This window comes from Pseudomonas sp. MWU12-2319 (assembly GCF_023242525.1).
GTDB lineage: Bacteria > Pseudomonadota > Gammaproteobacteria > Pseudomonadales > Pseudomonadaceae > Aquipseudomonas > Aquipseudomonas gingeri_D.
The window spans coordinates 1-24,296 of sequence record NZ_JALJES010000010.1 but is presented as its reverse complement, the minus strand read 5'-3'; the positions used below and the strand labels follow the sequence as shown (position 1 = coordinate 24,296).

Here is a 24,296-nt window from a genome sequence, read left to right as displayed (position 1 = left end):
ATGGACTTTTCCGTTATCAGCGACAACCTCGAGTACTTCCTGATCGGCGCCTACCCCAACGGTCCCTTGGGCGGCGCGGCCCTGACCCTGGTGCTGAGCGTACTGTCCGGAGTATCCGCCGCCCTCCTGGGCCTGGTGCTGGGCATAGCCTTGAGCGGCCTGAAGGGCTGGCCACGGGGAATATTGATCGCGGTGCTGGGTTTCCTGCGGGCGATCCCGGTACTGATGTTGATCTTCTGGAGCTACTTCCTGCTGCCGATCATCTTCCACGTGGATATCCCGGCGCTGTTCACCGTGGTCTGCGCCCTGTCGCTGATCGGCGGCGCCTACCTGGCGTACTCGGTCCATGCCGGTATCCAGAGCCTGCCGGACGGCCAATGGGCAGCGGCCCGCGCGCTGGGCATGCGACCCGTCCAGGTCATGCGCCTGATCATCCTGCCGCAAGCCTTGCCGATCATGCTGCCGTCGTTCCTCAACCAGTGGATCTCGCTGATCAAGGACACCTCCCTGGCCTATGTGATCGGTGTCGGCGAACTGTCCTTCGTGGCAACCCAGGTCAGCAACCGGGTGATGGTCCACCCTACGGAGATCTTCCTGTTCGTGGCGCTGGTCTACTTTGTGTTCTGCTCCAGTCTCGACTTGCTGGCCAATTTCGCGAGCAGAAAGCAGACAGTGAAGCACGCTTGATCAAGCAACCCGGGGACTTAGTCAGTCCCCAGAAACTGCGTCAGCGATGCTCCCAGCGCATCGAACACCAAGGCAATACGCTGAACCCGGCGCATGTCCTGGTGCATGGCGATCCAGACATCCACGGAAAATTCCACCTGTCCGGGCAGTACGCGTATCAGTCCGTGACGTCGGGCCAGTTGGCTGGAACAGACGCCGATCCCCAACCCCGCGCGCAACGCCGCCAGTTGTGCGAGGTGATCATCGGTACGAATCAGCGTGCGCTGCGCCGTGCAGTCGAAGCCGCGCTCGCGCAGAAACTGCAGTTCCACCAGATTGCGGTCAGGCCCGATCAGCGGATAGTCATCCAACTGCGCAACGGTATCCGGCGCGCCCTGCTCCGCCAGGAGTTCAGGGGTGGCATACAGGCCGACTTGCAGATCACCGACCTTGCGCGTGACCACCGCCGCTTCGGTCGGCCGACGGATACGCACCGCCACATCGGCCTCCTGCCGGGCCAGCGCCTGCAGACGGTTCGACACACTGAGCTCGACAGCCAGTTGCGGGTAGGTCTGGCGTAGCGTGCGCAACATGGGCGGCAATACCTCGACCCCGAGCAGTTTGCTGCTGGTCAGGCGCACCGTGCCCCCCGGCAATTGCGCATCCGCCGACGCCGCTCGATTGAACGCGTTAGCCGCCATGGCCATGGCTTCGACATGGCTGATCAGGTCCTTGGCCATCTCCGTCGGCAGCAGACCCGCTGGTGAGCGGATAAACAGGCTGACGCCCACGCTCTGCTCCAACGCCTCGATCCGCCTACGCGCGGTGGCCTGCGCGATGCCCAGCAAACGGGCCGCCCCCGATAGACTGCCGGTGCGCAATACCGCCAGAAAGGCACGCTGGGTTTCCCACTGTAGCTGAGGCGCGTTCATACATTTCCTGTGAGCCGCTGGGCAATTTTGGCTAATTTTCTTTCGTGAGGCGCGGCCTCATGCTGGTCAAGCATATCCCACGGACACCCCGCTTCGTCCGCCACCTCTACCCTTGAAGGAGTTTTACCCATGCCACTCACTGGCCAATGCCGCTGTCGCGCCACGAGCTACACCCAGGCTGATCCTGCCGAACGGGCTGCCCACCTGGCCACAGGGCCAGACGCCAGTAGCGTTCACTAAAACATCAAGAGGAAAGGAGGTAGTGATGAGTCGCCTAGTATTCGCCTACGGCAGTTGTCGCTGTGGCCAGGTCGCTTTTGAACTGCGCGCCCCACCGATCATCACCACGGCCTGCCATTGCACCGGCTGCCAGAAAATGTCGGCCAGTGCGTTCTCCCTCAGTGCGCTAGTGCCGAACGAGCAGTTCGTGATCACCCAAGGCGAGCCGGTGATCGGCGGCTTGCACGGGACAACGCGACACTACTTCTGCCCTCATTGCCTGAGCTGGTTGTTTACCCGCCCAGCGGGCAACGAAGCGATCGTCGGTGTCCGCTCCAGTCTGCTGGATAACCCAGGACAATTCGCTCCGTTCATTGAAACCTGGACTCGTGAAAAGCTGCCTTGGGTCACCACCGGGGCCGTGCATGGCTTCGAGGCGTTCCCCGAATCACAGGACTTTATAACGCTGGCGCAGCAGTATGCGCAGCGGCATCAGGCATAAGGATTCAAGCAAGGCGCTGTTCAACCAGCAATACCAGCGCGATGAGCGACTGTCCGTGCTGCCCAATGTGCAGCGTCTCAGCTCAACTCTCGTGATGAAGCAAGTCATTCAGGATCGAGCCCTCGCGCTGTGATATCAGCGCCTGTCCGCTACACTTCTCGGCAAGACAAAACGCCCTTGAATCACACTCAAAAAGATTAACTAACACAACAAAAAACACCCAAAAAGATGATTTCACTTTAATAAAATAAACCTAAACTACACAAAGCCATTTCAATCACATGGATGTGTTGTTCATGCTCACAAAAACAACTTCAGCTTTCAGCGCCAAGTGGGCGGATACCAAGCTCAAGATCAGTCATGTGATTCTCTTTGTGGCGGCGGTCTGTATCTCATTGATCGGCATCAGCCTCTGGGGAATCTCCAACTCCCTGGGGTATCACCTGCATGAAAAAGAGATCGAGATGTCAAACCTCTCGAAGGCCTTGTCGTCCAGCATAGCCGCCACCCTCACCCAAGCCGACACCGCGATACTCGGTGTCCAGGAACGGATCAACATTGAAGGCACTGGGCCGGAGGAGCTGAAAAATCTGGAGATCATATTAAAAGCTCAACAAAAACGCCTACCACAAATCTATGGCTTTTCCATTTACGACGAACAAGGACGTTGGTTATTAAACTCAAACGATAGAAACCAATCCAACTTGAACAACTCGGACCGCGACTATTTCATCTACCATCGCGACCATGCCGGTTCCACTCCATTCCTGGGCCCTCCGATCCGCAGCCGCCTGACAAACGAATGGGTCATCACCCTATCGCGCAGGATCGATCATCCTGACGGCAGCTTTGCAGGCGTGGCAATAGCCACTGTCTATCTTAAATACTTCCTCAGCCTCTACGACAGCATCGACATGGGCAAGAATGGCATCATCAATCTCACCTCCTCGGCAGGGCAGATCATCGTGCGTCACCCCTTTCACGAAACTGAGGTGGGTACGGACATTTCAAGCGGGGAGGTATTCGCCTTATTGGCGCCGGGTGTCACCTCGGGCACCGCAACAATAAGGTCATTTATTGACAATATCGTAAGAATCATCAGTTTTCACCGCGTCGATGGCTATCCGCTTGTGGTCATCGCGGCTTTTGAAAGAGATGAAATATTGACGGACTGGCGCCGAGAGTCCTTTGCCAGTTTTATCATATCGTCCATATTGCTGCTTATTCTCGGCCTGCTGGGCTATCGTCTGATAAAAATCATGAGCCAGCAGATTCAAGCACAAAAAGAACTGCAATATTCCGAAAGAGCCTACATCGAGGCGAACAAGGCGCTCGGCCAACTGGCACTCGAAGATGGCTTGACCGGGCTCTCGAATCGCCGCAAGTTCGACCTGTTTATCGACTCGGAAATAAGTAAAGCCCAGCGCAAACCCGATGACCTCGCCCTCATCCTGATCGATATCGATCTGTTCAAGAAGTACAACGACCATTACGGCCACGTACAAGGCGATGAATGCCTGAAATCCGTGAGCACCCTGATCAAGAAAAATATCACTCGGGAACATGATCTTTCGGCCAGGTATGGCGGAGAGGAATTTGCCATCGTCCTCCCTGGTACCGATTATGTCGGCGCTTTTATCATCGCCGAGAAAATCCGGACAGACGTGGAGCGCAGTGCCATTCAACACTGTGAATCACCGGCCAAGGTCGTCACCATCAGCATTGGCATCAGTGCCTTGTCCGGATCAAAGGCCGACACCCCCGAGCAGTTGATCGATATCGCTGACAAAGCCCTGTACGTCGCAAAATCCAATGGCCGAAACCGGACGGTTATTTCCAACAATCTGTCCAGCGCCCTGGCCTGATGGGCTCCATCGGCGGCACGCTGCCAGCACTGCAGCTTGACTCAGCCCTGCCAGCCCAACCCCAAGGCCTTGTGCAACGAAGCAAAATCCTTCAGCAATTCACTGTCCCCGCTCACTCGATTCTGCTCGGCATCAAAGCGCGTGCGCTCGGCATTCAGCCAGTCCAGGGTGCTGGCGGTACCGGCGTCGTAGCGTTCTCGGGTCAAGCTCGCCGCGCGGGCCGATGAGGCTTCGATATCACGGAGCAGAACCACGTTTTCACGCTGGTGGCCGTAGCGCGCCAGGGCGGTATCCGCGTCGCGCAACGCGCCGAGGACCACGCCACGGTAATGGGCCCGGGCTTCGTCGACGCCGCCTTCGGCGCTGTCGACATCGGCTGCCACACGACCGAAGTCCAGGGCGTTCCAGGTCAGGCGCGGGACCAGCAGCCAGGTGGCGTTGTCCGTGCGCACCAGATGCGAAGGCGCCGCGGCACTGAAGCTGAGATCGCCCGTCAGGGATAACTTGGGAAACCAGTCGGCCTTTTTCTCGCCGACCTGCGCGGTGCTGGCGGCCAGTTGACGTTCGGCGGCACGAATGTCCGGGCGGGATTTGATCACCGCCGCCGGGTCGGCGATCGGCACACTGGCGGGGACGCTCGGCAACGCACCCGGTTGACCGAGCCGGCCGTCCAGTTCGCCCGGTTCCAGATCACAGAGCACCGCCAGTTGATCCAGCGACTCGATAATCTGCGCCTGCAACGGCAGGCGCTGCGCACGGGTGGTCTGCCATTGGGTGGTGACTTGTTCCAACTGCAATTGCGAAGCCACGCCACGGCTGCGGCGTTGCCGGGTCAGATCGACCACCTGGGCTTCCAGGCCCGCCGAGGCATCGACCAGGGCCAGGCGGGTTTGTTGGTCACGCAAACCGACATAGGCCTGCACGACTTCGGCAGCCAGTTGCACCTGGGCATCGGCCAGGCTCTCGGCCGAGGCATCGGCGCTGGCAGAAGCCGCCTCGATGGCGCGACGTGTACCGCCAAACATATCGACTTCCCAGCTGGCATCGAAGTCCGTCAGATACAGCGACAGCGGCCCGCGACCACCACTGCTCTGCTGCCCCGTCAGGCTGGAAAGGTCGGGAGAGCGCATACGAATCGCCGTGGCATTGGCACTCATCTTGGGCAGCTCGGCGGCCTGCCGGCCGTGCAGCCCGGCCCGCGCCTGGCGCAAGCGCGCCTGGGCCACGCGAATATCCGAGCTGTCGTTGAGGGCGGTTTCCACCAGGCTGTCGAGTTGTGCATCCCCCAGCTCACGCCACCAGTGGGCAACCGCCGGGGTGCTGACGGCAACCGGGTCCGCGTGGGCGAAACGTCCCGCGGCCACGGTTTTCTCGGCAACCGCGGGCGCGCCGTGGTAATCGGGGCCGACGGTGCAACCGGCGAGCAGGCCCACGATCAGGGCCGAAATCAGGGTTCTATCGATCATCGTGCAGGGCTCAGCGCAAGGGTCGGTTTCTTGAGTAAGAGGGCCAGGGGAATACACAGGGCCAAGGCAATACCCAGCAGGTAGAAACAATCGGTGAAGGTCATGACCGACGCCTGCAAGGCGATGTCGCGACTCAACTGGCCGACCGTCTGCAATTGCGCCAGGGCCTGGTCACCGCCCTGGCTCATGAAGGACGCCGTCTGCGCCGCCATATGGTCCTGGCCCAAGGTGCTGTTGGCCGTCAGCGATTCGCGAATCATCGCGTCGTGGTAGCTGCTGCGCCGATCGATCAGCACCCCGGTCAGGGCCAGCCCGATGGAGCCGCCGATATTGCGCGACATGTTGTAGAGCCCCGCCGCCTCGCCTTTTTCGTGGGGCAGGACAGCCGCCATGGTGATCTGGTTGAGCGGCATCATCGCCAGGATCTGGGCGAACCCGCGCACCAGCTGCGAGGCGTCGAAATCATGGCCAACACTATCGACCGTCAGGTTCAGGCTCATCATGCAACTGATCACGAACAGCACCAGTCCGGTGCCCACCAGCCAACGGCTGTCATAGCGCTGCATCAGCCGCGGCAGGATCGGCATCATCATGAACGCCGGTACGCCGGAGAGCAGCATGATTGCCCCGGATTGCTGGGCGTTGTAACCGGCAATACTGTTGAGAAACTGCGGCAGCAGGTAGGAAATCCCATAGATGGCCGCCCCCACCGTCGACACGATCAGAATCACGCTGGCGTAGCGCGGGTTACGCATCAGGCTGAGCTTGATGATGGGCTGGCGGGCCGTGAACTGGCCGATGGCGATCAGGATAAAACCCAGCAACATCAGCAGGCTCAGACCGACAATCAGCGAGGACTCGAACCAGTGTTCACGCTGGCCCTCTTCCAGGATCACCGTCAGCGAGCTCAAACCCAGGGCCAGGCCAAGGATGCCGATCCAGTCCGCCTTGATGAACTGTTGAAGGTCGGCTTTTTCCGGGCGGATGCCGGTCCAGAGCAAGGCGATCAGCGCCAGGCTGATGGGCAGGTTGAGAAAAAAGCACCAGCGCCAACTGGCGTTCTCGGTCAACCAGCCGCCCAGTACCGGCCCCATCAAGGGCCCGAGCAAAACGGTGAGGCCGAACATCGACATGCCGATTGCCATCTGGTGCCGGGGCAAGCGGGTGCCGATGATGGTCTGTGCCGTGGGGATCATCGCGCCACCGGCAAAGCCCTGGCCGACGCGCGCCAGGATCATGCCCGTGAGGCTGCTGGACATGCCGCAGAAAAACGAAAACAGCGTGAAGGCCATTGCCGTGCCCATCAGGAACCGGCGCAAGCCGAAGACCCGGGTCAGCCAGGCCGCCAGCGGGATCATGACGATCTCCGACATCAGGTAGCCGGTGGCGATCCAGGTGCCTTCCGTGCCCGAGGCGCCGATCTGCCCCTGGATCTGCGGCAAGGCCGAGTTGGTGATGGAGATGTCCAGCGTGGCCAGCAAGGCACCGAGGGAACCGGCCGCGACCGCGATCCAGTCGGTCACCGAGGCATTGGCCTCCCGCGGCGCGCCCTGCGTGGCCGCGACCGTCGCGGCGTTAGCCATGGTGGCGGGTGTCCACGTCGACGGTCACCGACAGGCCCGGCATCAGCACCGCGCGCGCCGACTCCGGCACATCCAGCTGGATACGCACGGGGACCCGTTGGACGATCTTGGTGAAGTTGCCGGTGGCGTTCTGCGCCGGCAACAGCGCGAACTGCGAACCGGTGCCGGGCGAGAGGCTGTCGATATGCCCGCTCAGATCTTCACTGCCCAACGCGTCAACGTGCACCGTGACCGCCTGGCCGGGTTGCATATGGTGAATCTGGGTTTCCTTGAAGTTGGCCGTCAGGTACAGCGCCTGCACCGGCACCACGGTCAGCAGGCGTGTACCGGGCTGGGTGAACTGGCCGACCCGCACACTGCGGTCGGCCACCCGGCCGGCCAGGGTGCTGATCACCGTGGTGTCGTCCAGGTCCAGCTGTGACTGCCGGGCACTGGCCTGGGCCACCGCCAGTTGCGCCTGGGCCTGCTGCAATTGCGCCTTGAGCGTGCCGATGCGGGTTTCGGCCGCGCGCAACGAGGCTTGATGCGCGGTCAGGCCGGTGCTGGCCTGGGCCAGTTGATTGTTGAGGTCGGCCAGATGCTCTTCCGTCTCGGCGCCGGAACGGGCCAGTGGCGCGTAGCGTTTGACCTGGGTCTGGGCGTGCCGCAGGTCGGCGTTGGCGCCGTCCAGTTGGGCGCGAACCTGGGCAATGCTGGCCCCCTGCTCCACCAGCTCGGCTTCGGCCCGGGCCACATCGGCCTGGTGCGAGATCACGGTGGCCTGAGCTTCGTCCAGCGCCGCCTGATACTTGCGCGGGTCCAGGCGCACCAGCGGCTGGCCGATACTCACGGTTTCGTTGTCACTGACCAGCACTTGCGCGACATACCCGCCGACCTTGGGCGCCACGGTCATGCTGTCGGCCTGCAGGTAAGCGTCATCGGTGCTTTCAATAAAACGTCCGCTGAACCACCAGTGCGTGCCCCAGCCGATCAGCGCCAGCAGCGCGACAACGCCGACCCCGATCAAGGCTCGTGGCGGCTTGTTGCGGCGCTCGGAAAGATTGCTGTCAGCCACGGGCTCAAGGCGACCGTGTTGACCGATAGGCTGATCGACGGACATGCCGCACTCCAAAATATTCCAGTTGGTAAAAAATGCGGCGATGGCGAATTTATGTCAAGTGATATAATTTGTCCGGGCATTCTTTTTCCAGGCTTACCCATGGCACGACATCGACCAGCAAATGAAGGCGGCTACCAGCGCGGGGAAGAAACGCGCCTGCGGATTATCGAAGCCGCCGTGGACCAGTTCGCCACCCATGGTTTCGAAAGCGCCTCGACGCGCCAGATCGCAGCCGCTGCCGGGGTCAATGCGCCGGCGCTGCAATACTATTTCGACAACAAGGAAGGGGTTTACCTGGCGTGCGTCGAGCACATCCTCGCGCAGATCTGGGTGCAATTGACGGACGTGGTTTCGGCTGCCGAAGAGGCGCTGGACGATCCCCACGCCGATGACCAGACATTGACCGAGCGCTACCTGGAAATTCTCGGCGTCTTCCTGTCGTTCATTCTCGAGACGCCGCAATCCGCCGACTGGCGTCGCTTCATGGCTTGCGAGCAAGCCGGCCTGGGCCCACCGTCCGCTGCGACGCTGATGGAACAGGGCCTCAATAAACGTCTGTCCCACGTCACCCGCAGCATCGTCGGGCGCCTGAGCGGACTGCCCGCCGATGACGAAATCACGATCATCCGGGCGATGGCGTTCAACAGCCAGGGCACATTGTTTCGCGTGAAGCGCGCGCCCATTTTGCGGGCCCTGGGCTGGGACACCATCGACCAGCAACGCATGGAGACCGTGCGCAACGTGATGCTGTCACAGAATCGCCTGACGCTGCTGGCGCTGGTCAACGAGCGCGATGCGGCAGGCGCGGAAACGGCGCAGTGATGCCTTTAACGAGCCTGTAGGCCAAACGCGGTTGCCAGGCTCTTCGCGCCTTTCGGCGTCAGATTCAGGGCCCTGGAGTCGAGATGGCGGTTCACCCAGCCGCGCTTGAGCAGCAGGTCCAGAAGGGCTGCGCCCAACGCACCGCCGATATGCGGTGAGCGCTCGCTCCAGTCCATGCAGGGATAGGCCAGGCGTCGGCGTTGGCGCGACACGGCCTCGATATCGATGCCCAGACGCACCAACGACGCGGCGCCCGTTTCCGTGAGGACATAGTCCTTGCCCTGCTCTTCGATCCAGCTCGCCTGCAACAAGGCGTCATGCAGTTTGACCGCGACTTCCCCGGCGATATGGTCATAACAGGTCCTGGCCTGCTTCAAGGCCGAAGGCGTGCTGGGCTGAAACGGCGTCATGCGGCGATCAGTCAGCGATAACAAGGCCTCCAGCGCATGCGCCACCTGGGGATTGGCCAATCGGTAATAGCGATGCCGACCCTGGACCAGCATCTCCACCAGCCCCTGCTCACGCAAACGTAAAAAATGGCCGCTGGCGGTGGACGCGCCGATATCGGCCACGGCGGCCAATTCCGTGGCCGTGCGCGCGTGCCCATCCAGCAGGCTGCAAAGCATCCGCGAGCGGGCCGGATCGGCAATCGCACCGGCCACCGCCGCCAGGGAAAGATCAGCCGCTTCGACATCCATAGTTCACTCCCTCGCGAAGTATCGCGGTTTTTTCATCATCATACTGATGCCAAACCACTTGAAGGGATTCACCCATGCAGCAATCGAATTTTTTTGGCCGAAAGGTCGTGGCGGCGACCTTTGTGATGGCCGTGTTCGGCTGGGGGATCGGCTTCTACGGTCCGCCGATCTTTCTCTACGCGGTGATTCAGCGAACCGGCTGGTCGCTGCCCTTGTGCTCGGCCGCCGTCACCCTGCACTTTCTCGCGGGCACCCTGGTGGTGGTGAACCTGCCCGCCTTGTACAAGCGCCTGGGCCTGCCCCGCACCACTGTGCTCGGATCGATCCTGCTCGGCATCGGCGTTTATGGATGGTCGGTAGCCGATCAACCCTACCAATTGTTCCTGGCCGCACTGCTCAGTGGATTGGGCTGGGTGACCATGGGCGCCGCCGCCGTCAACGCGCTGATCGCCCCATGGTTTGTCGTCAAGCGTCCGGCCGCCCTGGCGATGGCCTATAACGGTGCCAGTATCGGCGGGGTGATCTTTTCATCCGCGTGGGTGTTCCTGATCGACCGGATCGGCTTCACCCAGGCCGCGCTAGGGGTTGGCCTGGTGTCGATAACGACGATTGCCGTGCTGTCGATCAAGGTCTTCAAGGTTCGGCCTGAAGACCTCGGGCAATATGCCGATGGGGCGGATCAGCCACCTGAGCAGCCGACCGTCTCCCCGGGTAGCAAGGCAACCTCGCTATGGTGCAATCGTCGATTCGTGACATTGGCGGCCGCCATGTCCCTGGGATTGTTCGCCCAGATCGGGCTGATTACCCACTTGTTCCTGCTGTTGGTCGATCACGTCACAGAGGCAAAGGCCGGCCTGGCAACGGCAAGCGCCATCGCCGGCCGGTTTCTGGTCGGTTGGCTGATGCCACCCAATGCCAACCGGCGCACCGTTGCCTGCCTGAGTTATGGAGTCCAGTTGCTCGGCTGCCTGGTCATGACCGGATTAGGCAGCTTCCCCGATCTGCTGTGGCTGGGGGTCAGCCTCTTTGGCGCGGGGATCGGCAACGCCACCTCCTTGCCGCCGCTGATTGCCCAAGCGGAGTTCCCACGTCAGCAAACACAGCGCGTGGTGACGCTGATCGTCGCCACCGCCCAGGGCTGCTATGCCTTTGCGCCGGCGCTCTTTGGTGCACTGAAGTCGCTGGGCGGGCCCCATGGCGAACTGCTGCTGTTGGGGCTGGCGGCCGGAGTCCAGGGGCTGGCGATATTGGCTCTGGTGGTGGGTAACCGACATTCGGCTCAAAAAATTCCGGAATTCAGCCGGCCCTCACGCTGACGGCGGCTTTGACCGGGTCTACTTGCTGCAAGCCGCCGAAGTGTTGAGCGCCATGGCCGTTGTCGTCCTCTTCATGGCGGTTACCGCTCGCCGGTTTCATCAAGAAAGAAACCACGCTGTGCTAGTTTTTCCACCACTTACCAGCAGCACTGGTTTCACCTATCAAACGTTGAGATAGAGCATGTCACGAGTTTTTCCCGGTACAGCAGCTTGGGTCTTTGGCATCAGCGCAACATTGCTCAGTACCTTCTCGAGCGCCGCCTCGACAGTCGCCGCCTCACCTCAGATCATGAACCTCTGCCAGCCCGCCGCCACCAGCCCATCCGCCAAGCATCTGCTGGCTGCCGCACAAGGGCATCTCGGCGATGGCACCCACGCCCAGCCCCATCTGCATACGGAAGGTACCCTGCCGAACCAGGGCATCCGTGAGCAGAGCATCGCGGCGGAAAAGGATTGGCCGGTATTGCGCCAAGCCGCCCTGGCCTGGCGCCTGAGCGCCGATCCGCGCTATCTGCAACAGGTCGACGAGGGACTTGCCGCCTGGACCCGCACCTATCAGCCGGACTTCAATCCGATTGACGAGACCAATCTCGATCAACTGATCGATACCTATACCCTCACCGCCAACGCACTCAGCCCGCAAACGCGGGCCGCCAGCCAGGCCTTCCTGCGCGAACTCGGAAACGGCTACATCGCGCAAATCCGGCAGTTCCACGGTTCGAAGGGCGGTAAGGAGATCAACAACTGGCAGAGCCATCGCGTCAAGCTGGTGACAATGGCCGCCGCCGCACTGGCTGATCATGCCATGCTCGAACAGGCCTTCCAACTGTTCCAGCAACAGGTGGCGGACAATCTCCTGCCGGATGGTTCGGTGTTCGACTTCAGGGAGCGCGATGCACTGCACTACGTCGTCTATGACCTGGAGCCGCTGGTTCAGGCGGCCCTGGCGGCCAAGCCCTACGGTGGCAACTGGCTGACTTACACCGCCCCCACCGGTTCCTCCCTGGTCCGTTCGCTCGATTGGCTGGTGCCCTATGCCAACGGTCAACGCAGCCATCAGGAGTTCGTGCATACCCGCGTGAAGTTTGACCGCGACCGTGCCAACGTCGGAGAGACCGGGTACAGCGGCACCTGGGAGCCGAAAAGCAGCAACAAACTCTACTGGCTCGCCGCGCAACTGGATGCCCGTTACTTGCCCCTGGCCCGGCAACTGTCACCAAACCCTCAGGACTGGATCGGGGCCTGTTACCTGAAATAGGCACGGGTAATATTTTCTTCAAGGAAAGAGAGGAACTCAGCCTCCAACGCTGGGGGACGCCTGCTCAAGCAGCCAGTCACGGAACGCCTGGATCTTTGCCAACCCCTCCATCTCGGGTCGATAGACAATGTAGTAGGCAAACACCAATGGATGACTGGCTTCGCCAAAGGGGCGGATCAACCGCCCCGCCGCCAGGTCATCGCGTAACATCACGCTACGCCCCAGGGCCAGGCCCTGGCCATCGATGGCCGCTTGCAGCACGGCCGCCGAGTTGTTGATGCGCAGCCCGTGTTCCGCCTGGATATCGCCGTATCCCGAAACATCGAGCCAGGTCCGCCACGTCGGGTAGACCGGATCGCCGGCCATCGACAAATCATGGATCAGTGTCGCCTCGGCCAGGCGCTTGCCCGGTAATCGCCCGGCCTTGAGCAATGGATAGCTGGGCGCGCACACCGGGTACATTTCCTCGTCCATCAATTTGATTGCGGTCAAACCAGGCCAACGTCCCGCGCCATAACGCACGCCGATATCCATGCCTTCGGCAATGAAGTCCACGGGCCTGAGATTGGTGTCCAACAGCACATCGGTCTGCGGATAGGCCAGTTGGAAACGCTCGATCCGTGGCAACAGCCACTTGGCGGCAAAGGCCGGGCTCACCGTTACGGTCAGCCCGGTGCTGAGCCCCCCCTCCTTCAAGCGCGCCAGCCCAACGCTCAGGCGCTCAAAGCCGTCACGAATATCCGGCAGCGCCTTGCGCGCGACATCGGTCAGCACCAGCCGCGTCGAACCACTCGAAGCACGATTGAACAGGGCAATCCCCAGCCACGCCTCCAGCGTGCGCACCTGCTGGCCCACGGCCGCGGAGGTGACATGAAGCTCTGCGGCCGCGGCCGAAAAGCTCTGGTGCCGGGCAGCCGCTTCGAATGCGCGAAGCGCGTTGAGATAGGTTGGCGTGGTCATCTGCTAAAGATTTTCTTTAATAAATGAAAAAAACTTCTGATTTGTTAGCCCTGCTGGCAAGGCGAAGAATAGCACCCAAGCCGAAGCACTACAGCAATTAAGACCCAAGCGTAGAACGGTTCAGGTTATTTCATCCACCCAGCACAGGGCAAAAACATGAAAAGATTTTCTTCCAAGGTCGCCATCGTCACCGGCGGCGGTTCAGGCATCGGCAAGGAAGTGGCGCAACGCCTGGTGGCCGAAGGCGCCAGCGTGGTGATCAGCGGCCGTGACGCGGCGAAACTGGAAAAAGCCGCCGTGCAGATCGACCCCACCGGCAAACAGGTACGTTTCCTCGCGGCCGATATCGCCAAGCCCGCCACGGCCCAGGCCCTGGTCGAGCTGGCCAGCGCCGAGTTCGGCGGCGTGGATATTCTGATCAATAACGCGGGTGTGTTTAACCCCAAACCTTTCCTCGAGCTGGACGAGCAGGAATACGACGGCTTCGTCGATATCATCCTCAAGGGCAAATTCTTCATGGCCCAGGCGGCCGCCAAAGCCATGCAGCAACGCGGCGGCGGCGCCATCGTGCAGACCGGTTCCCTGTGGGCCCTGCAAGCCATTGGCGCGACGCCGTCGGCGGCCTACTCGGCAGCCAATGCCGGCGTCCATGCCCTGACCCGCAACCTGGCCATCGAGCTGGCGTCGTCGAATATCCGCATCAACACCGTCGCCCCCGCCGTGGTCGAAACGCCGGTGTACAACACCTTCATGGACAGCGAACAAGTCAAGGCCGTGTTACCGACCTTCAACGCCTTCCACCCGCTGGGGCGCAACGGTCAGCCTGGCGATGTGGCCGAGGCCATCCTGTTCATGGCTTCGGAACAGGCGTCGTGGATTACCGGCACCGTATTGCCCGTCGATGGCGGCGTCACCGCCGGCCGTATCTGATCAAGGGAGACAGACGGCCGGGCGCGACGTTATGTCCGTTAGGCGATATTCATGGACTTATTGGCGTTAGTCGGCAATCCGTAGACAGGCTAAAGTCCCTCTACTGTTTCTGGCTTCTGGATGACCCGCCTGATGACTCGCCCTCGTTTCCTGCCCGATAACTTCACCCTGACCCTGGTCAGCGTGGTGCTTCTCGCCAGCTTCCTGCCCGCCGGCGGCCAGGTCGCCGTCGGTTTCAGCTGGTTGACCAATATCGCCATTGCCCTGCTGTTCTTCCTGCATGGCGCCAAACTGTCGCGCGAGTCGATCATCGCCGGCGCCGGCCACTGGCGCCTGCACCTGCTGGTGTTCAGCCTGACCTTTGTCCTGTTCCCACTGCTGGGCGTCGCGCTCAAGCCGCTGCTGTCGCCGCTGATCGGCGACAAGCTGTATATGGGCATGCTCTACCTCTGCGCCCTGCCGGCCACGGTGCAGTCGGCGATTGCCTTCACCTCCCTGGCCCGGGGCAATGTGCCGGCGGCGATTTGCAGTGCGGCGGCATCAAGCCTGTTCGGCATCTTCCTCACCCCGTTGCTGGTGACCTTGCTGCTGGACGTGCACGGCAGCGGTGGCTCGACCCTCGATGCGATCCTGAAAATCAGCGTGCAACTGCTGTTGCCGTTCATTGCCGGGCAGATCGCCCGACGCTGGATCGGTGCCTGGGTGGGACGTAACAAGGCCTGGCTGAAGTTCGTTGACCAGGGCTCGATCCTGCTGGTGGTCTACAGCGCCTTCAGCGAAGCGGTGAACGAAGGCATCTGGCATCAGATCCCGCTCTGGGACCTGGCCGGCCTGGTGGTGGTCTGCGGCGTGATACTCGGGCTGGTGCTGCTGGCGTCCACCGTGCTGGGCAAGGCCTTTGGCTTCGACCAGGAAGACCGCATCACCATCCTCTTCTGCGGCTCGAAGAAAAGCCTGGCCACCGGCGTGCCGATGGCCCAGGTGCTGTTCGCCGGCAGCACCATCGGCGTATTGATCCTGCCGCTGATGCTGTTCCATCAGATTCAGCTGATGGTCTGTGCGGTGCTGGCGCAGCGTTATGCCAAACGGCAGGAGTCGGTGGCTGAATTGATGGGCCAGGTCGATCCGTGATGGTTTTGCCGGCTTTCACGAGCCGGCGGCCTAGCCAATGCCAGGCGCTTGCAGGTTTCGACCAGCAAGAGTAGGTTCAACCCACCTTGAAATTGCCTTGTTGATCCGCTTGCTGGCGTACGTATGGATACGATGCTCTCCCTTGGTCAAACGACAATTGCGACTTGCTCCGGGTGCAAGCCTGAGCCAGGCTGGCACGGGCTGTGCCAATGCTAGTCATCCGCAATACTCAGAGACTCGCGTTCCTCGATACCTTTGTTTCTTGGACGACGGCTTACCTTCGTTTGAATCCATCCGCCCAGCAACTCGCCATACAGTCCGTCAGTGGCGGCGAATGCGACGAGGCCGCTTTGCGACAGTTTGTCGAGACGACATGCGAACGAGGCCTCGCTGCGGGTATTGAAGAGACCCGGCTGCTGCTTCGCCTGATCCTGATCGCCGCCGCGGCCGAACCTGCCTTCCTGGACGGAGCACAAGCGGCCCGTATTCTGAACGACCGCTCCCGAGATGCGAACCGTCGCCTGGATGAACTGGCCATGTACGCTGGCGGGAAGCGCTGATGCCTTATCCACCGCGCATTGACGACGCCACCCTGTTCCCGGCCGCCCCGGCTGCGGTGATCGTGGCGGCCTGCCAACTCGCGCAGGAGACGTGCTCGATCGCCACATTGACGCTCCAGGGTCACCCCTCCGCCAACACCAGCTTCGATGCGCCGGCCGGCGCGCCGCTGGCCCCCGCGGCAGCCGGGCGATATGTCATGGCTCCGGTGGTGGAGGCGTTCCCCATCGCCTGGACCCTGACCGGACACGACCGTATCCGCGGCCTGCGGCTGGAGCTCTATCGACGTGGCGACCCGGCCCCGTTCTGGTGGAAGAACCTCGACTACGGTGCCGCTGGAAGCGCGGCCGCCGGTTCCACGCCGTTCGACGGAGACCTGCACAACAACGTACACCTGGCGAGCATCCCGCCCTCGACAGTGAACGTCGGCGCAGCACTGGCGGGGAATTTCCCTCTTGAAGTACTCACTGCGGAACATGCGCCCTATAAGCTGCTGTTACGCATTCAAGAAGTTCAGCCACCCACCCGGGTCACCTGCGCGGCGAGGTGGATCTATCTGGATGTGATGATCCACGATATCGAGCTTCATCTCGAGGATGTGACGTGGATCCCACCAGCCGGCCCGACGTACCCGGACCTGCGCTATCGCCAGCTCACCGCGCAGACCCGCACCGCGCTGGCCGCGCAACTGGCCGCCGGCGACCTGGGCGTGGCGGCACCGGTCGCCGCAAACGTGCCACTGGCGATGAACGTCTTTTCGAGGTCGGCGGAGGACTTTTACTCAAACTCGGTGTTCGCCGGGCAGAAGCTGCTCTTTCGGGACGGACCGACACTCCCGCTGCGGGCGACGGTGCGTATCCGCAGATCGGACGGGACACCGGCGGCGGCACAAGCCGGCGCGAGCGCATTGGGCGGGTTGGCGTTGCAATGGGATTGGGAAAGCGGTGTTCGGCCTGCTCACCCGAACCCCACGGCACAAGCCTTCATCGCCGAGGCCCTTGACTACAAACCCACGGAGTGGCCCGGCGCACGCGCCAACTGCCACGTTGACCACGGCGGCAAGCGCGGCGTGAACGCCCATGGCGTGCAGCCACACTTCCTGGCACTGCCCGCAACCGCGCTGGTCGCGCCAGCGGATGCGATCGCCAACGTCGCTAACCGGCCCTGGGCCGTGTCGTCCCGGCCGATCGCCGACTCGGCCGACCAGAACGGCGGCAAAGCCGGCGTCCTGTTCCTGCCCTCGCGCATCGCGGGAGATACCTATCGATTACGCGTCTACCTGGGCTATCCGGCGCTCGGCGCCTTCGACGTGGCCGCGGACGGCGCGCTACAGGCCGCGGCGGACAACTCGGTAAGCGTGAGGAGCGCTACGACCTTGACCGTTCGCCATCGCGTCGATGTCGCCCATCAGTGGCGAAAGAACGTCAATGTGAATGACGCGGGGCTCAATTGGGTGCAGGTTCGGGCCTATCTGGCGGCGGCCTGCGTCGATCTCGAGGGGCCCGCCATGACGGAGAATATTGCCGCGCTTAGCTATCAGAATGCCGCCGCCACGCATTTTGCCACCCTGGACACGGCACAGCAGTTGGCCGTTGACCTCCCCGCGAACCAGCACAACGGCAATTACGCCATCACTTTCGTCAACTACGCGGCGTTCTGCACGGCGGTCAGAACCCGCGGCAATGCGCTACACGCACAATTTGCCGCAGCCGTGTTCCCCACCGACGGCGCCTTCAGAGGCGCGCAAATGGCCGCCCTTGGGCTCAATGCACTGAACCGACCCACCGGCTACCACGTGACGGACCTGATCCTGCCAACCCGGGCCGATCTGGCACGATCCCCCAATCAACGCCGGGACATCCTGCTTGGAGAGCTCGGGATAACCAACGAGGAGACCTACAAAAACAAATGCAAATCCTGGGGTGCCGAAATCATCGCCGCCCTGTGCGGCTTGCACGCACGAACCAGCAGCCCCGATGAATTCGGAATTCATCTCTACCACTTCGATTTTGCCGATCAGTGGTTCCAGCAAAATATGGCGGCAGAGGCTGCTACGACAATCTCCAATTTTCCACTCTGCCCGGATTGCGGGGCGGCCACCGATACGGTGGTGCCCGCGCAAGGTAATCGCAATTGCAACTGTGGGCTAAGGCTCGATCAGAGCGCGCTGGTCACCTGCTACGCGCCCTTTATCTATATGAACGGCGTTATAGATGGCTGGGCGCTCGCGAATCTGACGCGCAAGGAGCGCGTTAAAATCAGGGCTGGTCGACTGTTCGGGACCAGCGCGGCACTGTCCATCGCCCACGAGATCGGTCATCACCTGGGCATGCCGCACGCAGGCCCCCACGCCCACCTGGGACCGATCCCGGTGATGACAACGGGCGGTATCTATCCGCCTTTTCACGACGCAGCCGATAACGCCTGCATCATGAGCTACAACTTTACCGAAGCCCCGCAGCTTCATTTTTGCGGCCTGTGCAGCCTGCGCCTGGCGGGGTGGAGCATGGGGATGTCCAACGTCGCCACCCAGCCCACCGATTTTGTTCAAGATCAGTCGACGTCGCCACTGTCGAACCGTGCGGCATTCAATCCAGCACGGGCTCCGGCGCCCGGCGCCGTCTGGCAGACACCTGATCCGGCCCAGTGCCCAACATGCCAACGAGCGCTGGGGGGCCTGCGTCCGGCCCATCATTGCCGCCTCTGTGGCAATGTCTTTTGCGGGGATCACTCAAGCCATACGCGCCCCGTGCGCAATCCACTCAAGGCCGATCCTGTTTCGGTCGAACGGGTATGCAACAACTGCGACGCCCCGCCCTACCCGCTTGCTCCCGATCCGAGCGCGCGCTGGGAGCCCGACGACAAGGCCTGGGACTGCGCTCACCCTGGATGCGGCGTGGTGTTCTCCACCACGAACCGCAAGCATCACTGCCGAGCCTGCGGAAAAATCTACTGCAATACGCATTCCCACGGCAGGGCGCAGGTGCGCAATGCCTTGTCGGCAGACGGCCCGACTTCCCAACAAAGAGTCTGCGACGCGTGCAATGCGCTCTACGGATAAGCGGGAACCGTCACTACCGACCCGATCTGCCGACACGTCGCGCCCAAGGGAAAAAAGTTGTCCCGAGAGAGGACCTGATCAGTTTTCTGGCTCAGTCACTTCAACAGGCTCGGAAGTGATCGGTAACTTCGGCTGATTGGTCACACCGAACGGAATATGCACGGAAGGCACGACCGCGCTGGCCGACTTCAGGTGCCCCGACTGGTCGTCGAAGAAGATGTGCGGTTTCAGCACCGCCAGCACCCGACCTTTCTCGATGCCGCCGAGGAAAAAAGCGTCGTTGGCCATGACGCCCCAACTCTTCAGCGTATTCAGCGCCCGTTCGTGGGACGGCGCACTGCGGGCGGTCACGATGGAAACCCGCAGACGGTTCTTGTACTCGGCGTTCTGCGCCTTGTATTTCTCTTCCTCCGACTGGATCTTCGCAATACGCACAAAGAACTCCTTGAGAGGTCCCGGGTTGTGGGGTTGCGCGACATTCTTCACTTCATGGGCGTGAAAACCCACCAACCCGGACGCCTGCATCACCGACTCGGACTCATCCCCCGCGAGGACGCCATCAAAGTCGAAGGCGATCCTGAGGGTATCGTCATCCTCGTCATCATCGGATTTCGAGTCCATCACCTGACCCGCCGGATACCCGGCCTTGATGGCGGCATCCACATCGGTCTTGTCGGCCGAAAGAAAGAGCGCAATATTCAAGGCCGGGATGTACTCGTAAGGCGACTTGCCCTGCATGAAGATCGCCCGCGTCATGCCCAGCCCATAGTGATCGATGGTTCTCATCACCCGCAGCCCCGTGTCCGGATCGTTCTTGGACAACAGCACCACTTCCACCAGGGGGTCTTCCGGATCGGCGCTCAGATCATTCAGAGAGAGCAGGCGCTTGATAAAAGGAAAGGCGATACCCTTGGGCAGCGGCTCGTCCAGCTTGCGCTCCTGGAATTTCCGATACTCCTCCTCCCCCTGACTCTTGAAGACCGCATCCGAAGCACTGAGGTCAAACACAGCGCTCGATGCCACGCCAATCACCAAGCGATTATCCAGCTCATAGGGCATAACCAATCTCCATCGTCATGGCGACATACTATCAGTAACCGTCAGTCGATGGCCGTGACCAGCCTGCCCCCCAGCACCTAGGAAAAGAATCGATTCTCCGGGCGTGGTAATCCGAGATTTTCCCGCAGGGTCGTCCCCTCATATTCGCGCCGGAAAATGCCCCGTGCCTGCAACTCGGGAACCACCTTGTCGACAAAATCATCCAGTCCGCCCGGCAACCAGGAAAACATGATGTTGAAGCCGTCACTGCCCTCGGTCTCCAGCCATTGCTGCATCTCATCGGCAATGCTCCGGGCCGTCCCCACGAACGACAAACCGGCATAACCGCCGAGGCGCTGGGCCAATTGACGGACCGTCAGTTGCTCGCGATCAGCCAGGGCCAGCACCCGTTCGCGGGAGCTCTGGCTGCCATTGGTTTCGGGGATTGGCGGGAGAAACCCGTCCGGATCGAACTTCGTGGCATCGACCCCAAGAGCCACCGACAGCGAGGCCATCGCACTCTGCTCATGCACCAGGCTGTCGAGGTGCGCGCGGATTCGTCGGGCCTCCTCTTGCGTATCGCCCACCACCACAAAGGCCCCGGGCAGAATCTTCAGGTGTTCCGGGTGGCGACCGATCAGATGCATGCGGCGCTTGATGTCGGCATAAAACCCACGACCCTCCTCCAGGGTGCCGGGCGCGACGAAAATCACCTCGGCCGTTTCGGCCGCCAGTTGGCGTCCCGGCTCGGATGAGCCGGCCTGGACAATAACCGGCCACCCCTGCACGGGACGGGCGATATGCAAGGGTCCGCGCACGCTCAGATAACGGCCTTTGTGGTCCAGGGTGTGCAATTTGTCCGGATCGAAGTACACGCCACTGTCGGCATCGCGCACAAAGGCATCATCCGCCCAACTGTCCCACAACCCGGTCACCACATCGTAGAACTCCCGTGCCCGGGCGTAACGCTCATCATGGGAAAAGGCCTGCTCCAGGCCAAAGTTCAGGGCCGCATCGGGGTTGGCGGTGGTGACGATATTCCAGCCGGCGCGACCGTTGCTCAAATGATCGAGGGAAGCGAACCGACGGGCGATATGAAACGGCTCGTCATAGGTGGTCGATGCGGTCGCCACCAGGCCGATATGTTCGGTGGCCTGGCTGAGGGCGGACAACAATGTGAAGGGTTCGAACGAAGTGGCGGTATGACTGCGCTTCAAGGCCTCGATGGGCATGTTCAGCAAGGCCAGGTGATCGGCCATGAAAAACGCATCGAACCGGGCGCGCTCCAGGCTTTGGGCGAAACGCTTGAGGTGGGTGAAGTTGAAGTTGGCGTCGGGATAGGCGCCAGGATAACGCCAAGCGCCAGTGTGGATGCTGACCGGACGCATGAAGGCGCCTAGTTTGAGTTGGCGTCGTGCACTCATGAAGAACTCCATCGTCAAAGAAGATTCCCGAGCATCGACCGGACGAGCTTTTCCTGTCCAATAATCAAACGTGCTGGCTTATGCCATTGCGCTGCGGCCTTAAGCCGATTTAATGCGAAATGATCCCATGGTCAATCGCGTATTTGACCAGGGCCGCGGGCTTGTCGATGTTGAGCTTGCGGCGGATGCTCAAACGATGGGTCTCCACCGTGCGCACGCTGATATCCAGTTCTCGGGCCATTTCCTTGTTGTTCATGCCCTCGACCATCTTGCGCAGCACCTGGCTCTCGCGCGGTGTCAGCTCGTTATCGGCGGGCTTGTCGGCGATCAGCCGCTGGGCGATGGCGGCACTGTAGAAGGTCCCGCCGCTGGCGATGGCTTCAATGGCCGCGATGATTTCCCGTGAAGGGGAATTCTTCAGCACATAACCGCTGGCCCCGGAACGCACGGACTCACTGACATACTCCGTGTTGTCATACATGCTCAGGACCAGGATCCTCAACAAGGGGTAGGTTTTGCTCAACACCCGGGTCAGCTCGAGTCCGTTCATGTCCTTCAGGCCGATATCCACCAGCAGCAGGTCCGGCTGGCAGCGCCGCACCATCTCCAGCGCTTCGGCGCCACTCTCGGCTTCGCCCACCACTTCCAGGGCGGGCATGATCGCCAGCAAGGCCTTGATCCCATCCCGGACCAGGGAGTGATCGTCGACCAGGGCGACGCGGATTGGGTAAACCAGGCTCATCAGGGGCGCTCGCTCTTGTTGTGGGCTGAATCAGTACTTTGTAGCGGGCATCTTAAGCGGCAGCAGCACATCCAGCACACTTCTTCCCGGCATCGACGCCAGCTCCAGGCGCCCGCCAAAATGCTCGACCCGTTCACGGATATTACGCAAGCCGATGCCGGCGTGACGCCGCTCGACCTGGGCGACGTTAAAACCGATACCGTCGTCGATCACCGTCAGCCTGATGGACTCGGCGGACCCGTGCAGGGTAATCGAAACGTTGTGCGCCTGGGCATGGCGTTCGATATTGGTCAGGCCTTCCTGCACGATACGAAACAACGAGACCGGCAGCCCATCGGCCAGTTGGCAATCGAATTCATTGTTGTCGTAGGTCACCAGCAACCCGCTGCGCTGCTCGAACTCGGCGGCGAGCTGACCGATCGCCGCCGCCAGGCCCAGGGTATCGAGCAACGACGAGCGCAGGTCATGGGAAAGACTGCGCACCTCGCCAATCGCCTCCCCCAGGCGCTCGACGGCCTCTCGCAAAATACCCAGGCCCCGGTCCTGCCCTTTCTCCAGCACATGACTGGCCAGCTCGAACTGAAACTTGATGGACACCAGGACCTGGCTGATACCGTCGTGCAGCTCACGGGAAACCCGCGAACGCTCTTCCTCCTGCAAACTGACGATGCGCTGGGTCAGACGCTGAAGCTTCTTGTCCGCCAGGCGATGCTCGCTGACGTTCAGGGTCATGCCGCTGGCGAAGACCAACAGCACCGCCACCAGGGCGACCGCGGCAATCGCCAGCATGGTCTTGCGGATGCCCTGGGCCACCTCGTCACGAGCCTGCAGGGTGGCGCGCTCGACATCCTCAAGGTAAATACCGGTCCCGAGCATCCAGCCCCAATTATCCAGCATCACCACATAGGCGAGCTTGTCGGTCACCTGCCCTGTCGAGGGTTTGTTCCAGGCATAGCGTTGAAAGCCCTCCCCGGATTCGGCACTTTTCAGCAATGCCTGGATCACCGGCAGGCCGTGGGGGTCCTTCATATCCCAGAGGTACTGGCCCACCAGCTCCGACTGCCGCGAGTGCATCAGGCTGCGGCCCTGGCGGTCGTAGACGAAAAAGTAGCCATTGATCCCGAAGCTCAATTTGCGCAGTTCTTCCAGCACCTGCTGCTGGGCATGGGCGTCACCCTTGCCGTCGTCATAGAGCGGCGCGATCAGGCTTTGCGCCATGGCGACGTAGTTTTTCAGCTCCGCACGCTTGCTCGCCAGAATGCTGTCTTCGATCAGCTGCGCCTGCTGATCGCCCAGTTGGCGGTTCAGGGAGATCACCAGCGCGCAGATGACCGCGATAGCCAGGACCAGGGGCAGGATCCCCAGGGCAACGATTTTATGCTTGAGCTGCATGACGAATTCCAGGGACTCTCAGTAGAACTACGTAGAGGCTGCGTACGTAGTCGTGCGGATACTTTTGTTGACCGCATCCACGGATATTGGGCCAGCTCCGCACCGCGGACACAATTATAAAAATTACCGCCGCAGTCTACCGACTGTTGGCAGGAGACACGCAATGAACCGTCTGGCTAAACACCTTGTCTGGTTTGCCGTGGCTGTCCTGGGAGCGTTTGCGCTGAGTGTCGTGGCCCTGCGCCGCGGCGAAGCCATCAACGCCCTCTGGATCGTAGTCGCCGCAGTCGCTATCTACCTCGTCGCATACCGCTACTACAGCCTGTTTATCGCCAACAAGGTGATGCAGCTCGACCCCAGTCGCGCCACCCCCGCCGTCCTCAACAATGATGGCCTGGACTATGTGCCGACCAACAAACACATTCTTTTCGGTCACCACTTCGCCGCCATTGCCGGCGCGGGGCCGTTGGTCGGTCCGGTATTGGCGGCACAGATGGGCTACCTGCCCGGTACGCTCTGGCTGATCGCCGGCGTGGTGCTGGCCGGTGCCGTGCAGGACTTCATGGTCCTGTTCATGTCCACCCGCCGCAACGGTCGCTCCCTGGGCGATATGGTCCGTGAGGAAATGGGCCGT

21 protein-coding genes and 1 pseudogene are annotated in these 24,296 nt (G+C 61.5%); 12 read left to right on the top strand and 10 right to left on the bottom strand.

Annotation, left to right across the window (positions count from 1 at the left end):
• The gene (locus tag M5C01_RS17150) at positions 1 to 687 is read left to right on the top strand and encodes an amino acid ABC transporter permease (protein ID WP_152739618.1); all 687 of its coding nucleotides are present in this window, start codon (positions 1 to 3) and stop codon (positions 685 to 687) included.
• 17 nt (positions 688 to 704) lie between these two features.
• Here the strand turns inward: M5C01_RS17150 and M5C01_RS17145 are convergent, their stop codons facing one another.
• A complete protein-coding gene (locus M5C01_RS17145) occupies positions 705 to 1,598 on the bottom strand; it encodes a LysR family transcriptional regulator (protein ID WP_152739617.1) in 894 nt (297 codons plus the stop codon).
• A gap of 265 nt (positions 1,599 to 1,863) precedes the next feature.
• Here M5C01_RS17145 and M5C01_RS17140 point away from each other — a divergent pair, with 265 nt between their 5' ends.
• The 3 genes and pseudogenes from M5C01_RS17140 to M5C01_RS17130 all read left to right on the top strand — a co-directional run bounded on the left by M5C01_RS17140 (position 1,864) and on the right by M5C01_RS17130 (position 4,184).
• Positions 1,864 to 2,319, top strand: coding sequence for a GFA family protein (locus tag M5C01_RS17140; RefSeq protein ID WP_152739616.1), 456 nt, complete (start codon positions 1,864 to 1,866; stop codon positions 2,317 to 2,319).
• 40 nt (positions 2,320 to 2,359) lie between these two features.
• A pseudogene (locus tag M5C01_RS17135) lies at positions 2,360 to 2,452 on the top strand (AsnC family transcriptional regulator); the annotation flags it as partial.
• Between the two features lie 163 nt (positions 2,453 to 2,615).
• Positions 2,616 to 4,184, top strand: a complete 1,569-nt coding sequence (locus M5C01_RS17130; protein ID WP_152739615.1) for a sensor domain-containing diguanylate cyclase — start codon at positions 2,616 to 2,618, stop codon at positions 4,182 to 4,184.
• Between the two features lie 41 nt (positions 4,185 to 4,225).
• On the opposite strand, the gene M5C01_RS17125 is transcribed toward M5C01_RS17130, so the two are convergent.
• Genes M5C01_RS17125 through M5C01_RS17115 form a run of 3 tightly spaced genes read right to left on the bottom strand, consistent with a single transcriptional unit; the run spans position 4,226 to position 8,332 of the window.
• Positions 4,226 to 5,650 carry an efflux transporter outer membrane subunit gene (locus tag M5C01_RS17125; RefSeq protein ID WP_152739614.1) on the bottom strand — a complete coding sequence of 475 codons (1,425 nt, stop codon included), beginning with the start codon at positions 5,648 to 5,650 and terminating at the stop codon, positions 4,226 to 4,228.
• A complete protein-coding gene (locus M5C01_RS17120; RefSeq protein WP_152739613.1) occupies positions 5,647 to 7,233 on the bottom strand; it encodes a DHA2 family efflux MFS transporter permease subunit in 1,587 nt (528 codons plus the stop codon). Before M5C01_RS17120 ends, M5C01_RS17125 begins: the two co-directional genes overlap by 4 nt.
• On the bottom strand, positions 7,226 to 8,332 hold the full coding sequence (locus tag M5C01_RS17115) for an HlyD family secretion protein (RefSeq protein ID WP_152739612.1): 1,107 nt from the start codon (positions 8,330 to 8,332) through the stop codon (positions 7,226 to 7,228). Before M5C01_RS17115 ends, M5C01_RS17120 begins: the two co-directional genes overlap by 8 nt.
• A 99-nt stretch (positions 8,333 to 8,431) precedes the next feature.
• Between M5C01_RS17115 and M5C01_RS17110 the strand changes: the two genes are divergently transcribed.
• The gene (locus M5C01_RS17110) at positions 8,432 to 9,154 is read left to right on the top strand and encodes a CerR family C-terminal domain-containing protein (protein ID WP_152739611.1); all 723 of its coding nucleotides are present in this window, start codon (positions 8,432 to 8,434) and stop codon (positions 9,152 to 9,154) included.
• Positions 9,155 to 9,159: 5 nt separating this feature from the next.
• Here M5C01_RS17110 and M5C01_RS17105 read toward each other — a convergent pair whose 3' ends face one another.
• Positions 9,160 to 9,852 carry a helix-turn-helix transcriptional regulator gene (locus tag M5C01_RS17105; RefSeq protein WP_152739610.1) on the bottom strand — a complete coding sequence of 231 codons (693 nt, stop codon included), beginning with the start codon at positions 9,850 to 9,852 and terminating at the stop codon, positions 9,160 to 9,162.
• A gap of 74 nt (positions 9,853 to 9,926) precedes the next feature.
• Between M5C01_RS17105 and M5C01_RS17100 the strand changes: the two genes are divergently transcribed.
• Entirely contained in the window at positions 9,927 to 11,168 is a 1,242-nt protein-coding gene (locus M5C01_RS17100; protein ID WP_152739609.1) for an MFS transporter, read from the top strand.
• A 181-nt stretch (positions 11,169 to 11,349) separates the two neighbouring features.
• On the top strand, positions 11,350 to 12,426 hold the full coding sequence (locus M5C01_RS17095) for an alginate lyase family protein (RefSeq protein ID WP_152739608.1): 1,077 nt from the start codon (positions 11,350 to 11,352) through the stop codon (positions 12,424 to 12,426).
• A gap of 36 nt (positions 12,427 to 12,462) precedes the next feature.
• Here the strand turns inward: M5C01_RS17095 and gcvA are convergent, their stop codons facing one another.
• The gene (gene gcvA, locus M5C01_RS17090; RefSeq protein ID WP_152739607.1) at positions 12,463 to 13,386 is read right to left on the bottom strand and encodes a transcriptional regulator GcvA; all 924 of its coding nucleotides are present in this window, start codon (positions 13,384 to 13,386) and stop codon (positions 12,463 to 12,465) included.
• A 156-nt stretch (positions 13,387 to 13,542) separates the two neighbouring features.
• On the opposite strand from gcvA, the gene M5C01_RS17085 reads away from it, so the two are divergent.
• From M5C01_RS17085 to M5C01_RS17070, 4 genes are all read left to right on the top strand, one after another.
• Complete coding sequence (locus M5C01_RS17085) at positions 13,543 to 14,316, top strand: SDR family NAD(P)-dependent oxidoreductase (RefSeq protein WP_152739606.1); 774 nt, start codon at positions 13,543 to 13,545, stop codon at positions 14,314 to 14,316.
• A 132-nt stretch (positions 14,317 to 14,448) separates the two neighbouring features.
• Positions 14,449 to 15,447: a bile acid:sodium symporter family protein gene (locus M5C01_RS17080; RefSeq protein ID WP_103499787.1), complete on the top strand. Its 999-nt coding sequence runs from the start codon at positions 14,449 to 14,451 to the stop codon at positions 15,445 to 15,447.
• A 209-nt stretch (positions 15,448 to 15,656) separates the two neighbouring features.
• Complete coding sequence (locus tag M5C01_RS17075; protein WP_152739605.1) at positions 15,657 to 16,007, top strand: hypothetical protein; 351 nt, start codon at positions 15,657 to 15,659, stop codon at positions 16,005 to 16,007.
• The gene (locus M5C01_RS17070) at positions 16,007 to 19,066 is read left to right on the top strand and encodes an FYVE zinc finger domain-containing protein (RefSeq protein WP_152739604.1); all 3,060 of its coding nucleotides are present in this window, start codon (positions 16,007 to 16,009) and stop codon (positions 19,064 to 19,066) included. The genes M5C01_RS17075 and M5C01_RS17070 overlap by 1 nt, the downstream gene beginning before the upstream one ends.
• A 78-nt stretch (positions 19,067 to 19,144) precedes the next feature.
• On the opposite strand, the gene M5C01_RS17065 is transcribed toward M5C01_RS17070, so the two are convergent.
• From M5C01_RS17065 to M5C01_RS17050, 4 genes are all read right to left on the bottom strand, one after another.
• The gene (locus M5C01_RS17065) at positions 19,145 to 20,125 is read right to left on the bottom strand and encodes a 5'-nucleotidase (protein ID WP_152739603.1); all 981 of its coding nucleotides are present in this window, start codon (positions 20,123 to 20,125) and stop codon (positions 19,145 to 19,147) included.
• A gap of 77 nt (positions 20,126 to 20,202) precedes the next feature.
• Positions 20,203 to 21,528, bottom strand: a complete 1,326-nt coding sequence (locus M5C01_RS17060; protein WP_152739602.1) for an LLM class flavin-dependent oxidoreductase — start codon at positions 21,526 to 21,528, stop codon at positions 20,203 to 20,205.
• A 109-nt stretch (positions 21,529 to 21,637) separates the two neighbouring features.
• On the bottom strand, positions 21,638 to 22,270 hold the full coding sequence (locus M5C01_RS17055; protein WP_103499785.1) for a response regulator transcription factor: 633 nt from the start codon (positions 22,268 to 22,270) through the stop codon (positions 21,638 to 21,640).
• Positions 22,271 to 22,300: 30 nt separating this feature from the next.
• On the bottom strand, positions 22,301 to 23,662 hold the full coding sequence (locus M5C01_RS17050; protein ID WP_152739601.1) for a cache domain-containing protein: 1,362 nt from the start codon (positions 23,660 to 23,662) through the stop codon (positions 22,301 to 22,303).
• A gap of 163 nt (positions 23,663 to 23,825) precedes the next feature.
• Between M5C01_RS17050 and M5C01_RS17045 the strand changes: the two genes are divergently transcribed.
• The coding region (locus M5C01_RS17045; protein ID WP_283094115.1) for a carbon starvation CstA family protein at positions 23,826 to 24,296 on the top strand (471 nt) is incomplete at its 3' end.

What these genes read in the sequence shown, in the direction of transcription:
- M5C01_RS17120 (WP_152739613.1), bottom strand. Translation starts at nt 7,233, where the DNA reads ATGGCTAACGCCGCGACGGTCGCGGCCACGCAGGGCGCGCCGCGGGAG.
- M5C01_RS17130 (WP_152739615.1), top strand. Translation starts at nt 2,616, where the DNA reads ATGCTCACAAAAACAACTTCAGCTTTCAGCGCCAAGTGGGCGGATACC.
- M5C01_RS17115 (WP_152739612.1), bottom strand. Translation starts at nt 8,332, where the DNA reads ATGTCCGTCGATCAGCCTATCGGTCAACACGGTCGCCTTGAGCCCGTG.
- M5C01_RS17095 (WP_152739608.1), top strand. Translation starts at nt 11,350, where the DNA reads ATGTCACGAGTTTTTCCCGGTACAGCAGCTTGGGTCTTTGGCATCAGC.
- M5C01_RS17050 (WP_152739601.1), bottom strand. Translation starts at nt 23,662, where the DNA reads ATGCAGCTCAAGCATAAAATCGTTGCCCTGGGGATCCTGCCCCTGGTC.
- M5C01_RS17055 (WP_103499785.1), bottom strand. Translation starts at nt 22,270, where the DNA reads ATGAGCCTGGTTTACCCAATCCGCGTCGCCCTGGTCGACGATCACTCC.
- M5C01_RS17140 (WP_152739616.1), top strand. Translation starts at nt 1,864, where the DNA reads ATGAGTCGCCTAGTATTCGCCTACGGCAGTTGTCGCTGTGGCCAGGTC.
- M5C01_RS17125 (WP_152739614.1), bottom strand. Translation starts at nt 5,650, where the DNA reads ATGATCGATAGAACCCTGATTTCGGCCCTGATCGTGGGCCTGCTCGCC.
- M5C01_RS17110 (WP_152739611.1), top strand. Translation starts at nt 8,432, where the DNA reads ATGGCACGACATCGACCAGCAAATGAAGGCGGCTACCAGCGCGGGGAA.
- M5C01_RS17085 (WP_152739606.1), top strand. Translation starts at nt 13,543, where the DNA reads ATGAAAAGATTTTCTTCCAAGGTCGCCATCGTCACCGGCGGCGGTTCA.
- M5C01_RS17080 (WP_103499787.1), top strand. Translation starts at nt 14,449, where the DNA reads ATGACTCGCCCTCGTTTCCTGCCCGATAACTTCACCCTGACCCTGGTC.
- M5C01_RS17075 (WP_152739605.1), top strand. Translation starts at nt 15,657, where the DNA reads ATGCTAGTCATCCGCAATACTCAGAGACTCGCGTTCCTCGATACCTTT.
- M5C01_RS17070 (WP_152739604.1), top strand. Translation starts at nt 16,007, where the DNA reads ATGCCTTATCCACCGCGCATTGACGACGCCACCCTGTTCCCGGCCGCC.
- M5C01_RS17065 (WP_152739603.1), bottom strand. Translation starts at nt 20,125, where the DNA reads ATGCCCTATGAGCTGGATAATCGCTTGGTGATTGGCGTGGCATCGAGC.
- gcvA (WP_152739607.1), bottom strand. Translation starts at nt 13,386, where the DNA reads ATGACCACGCCAACCTATCTCAACGCGCTTCGCGCATTCGAAGCGGCT.
- M5C01_RS17145 (WP_152739617.1), bottom strand. Translation starts at nt 1,598, where the DNA reads ATGAACGCGCCTCAGCTACAGTGGGAAACCCAGCGTGCCTTTCTGGCG.
- M5C01_RS17105 (WP_152739610.1), bottom strand. Translation starts at nt 9,852, where the DNA reads ATGGATGTCGAAGCGGCTGATCTTTCCCTGGCGGCGGTGGCCGGTGCG.
- M5C01_RS17100 (WP_152739609.1), top strand. Translation starts at nt 9,927, where the DNA reads ATGCAGCAATCGAATTTTTTTGGCCGAAAGGTCGTGGCGGCGACCTTT.
- M5C01_RS17060 (WP_152739602.1), bottom strand. Translation starts at nt 21,528, where the DNA reads ATGAGTGCACGACGCCAACTCAAACTAGGCGCCTTCATGCGTCCGGTC.
- M5C01_RS17150 (WP_152739618.1), top strand. Translation starts at nt 1, where the DNA reads ATGGACTTTTCCGTTATCAGCGACAACCTCGAGTACTTCCTGATCGGC.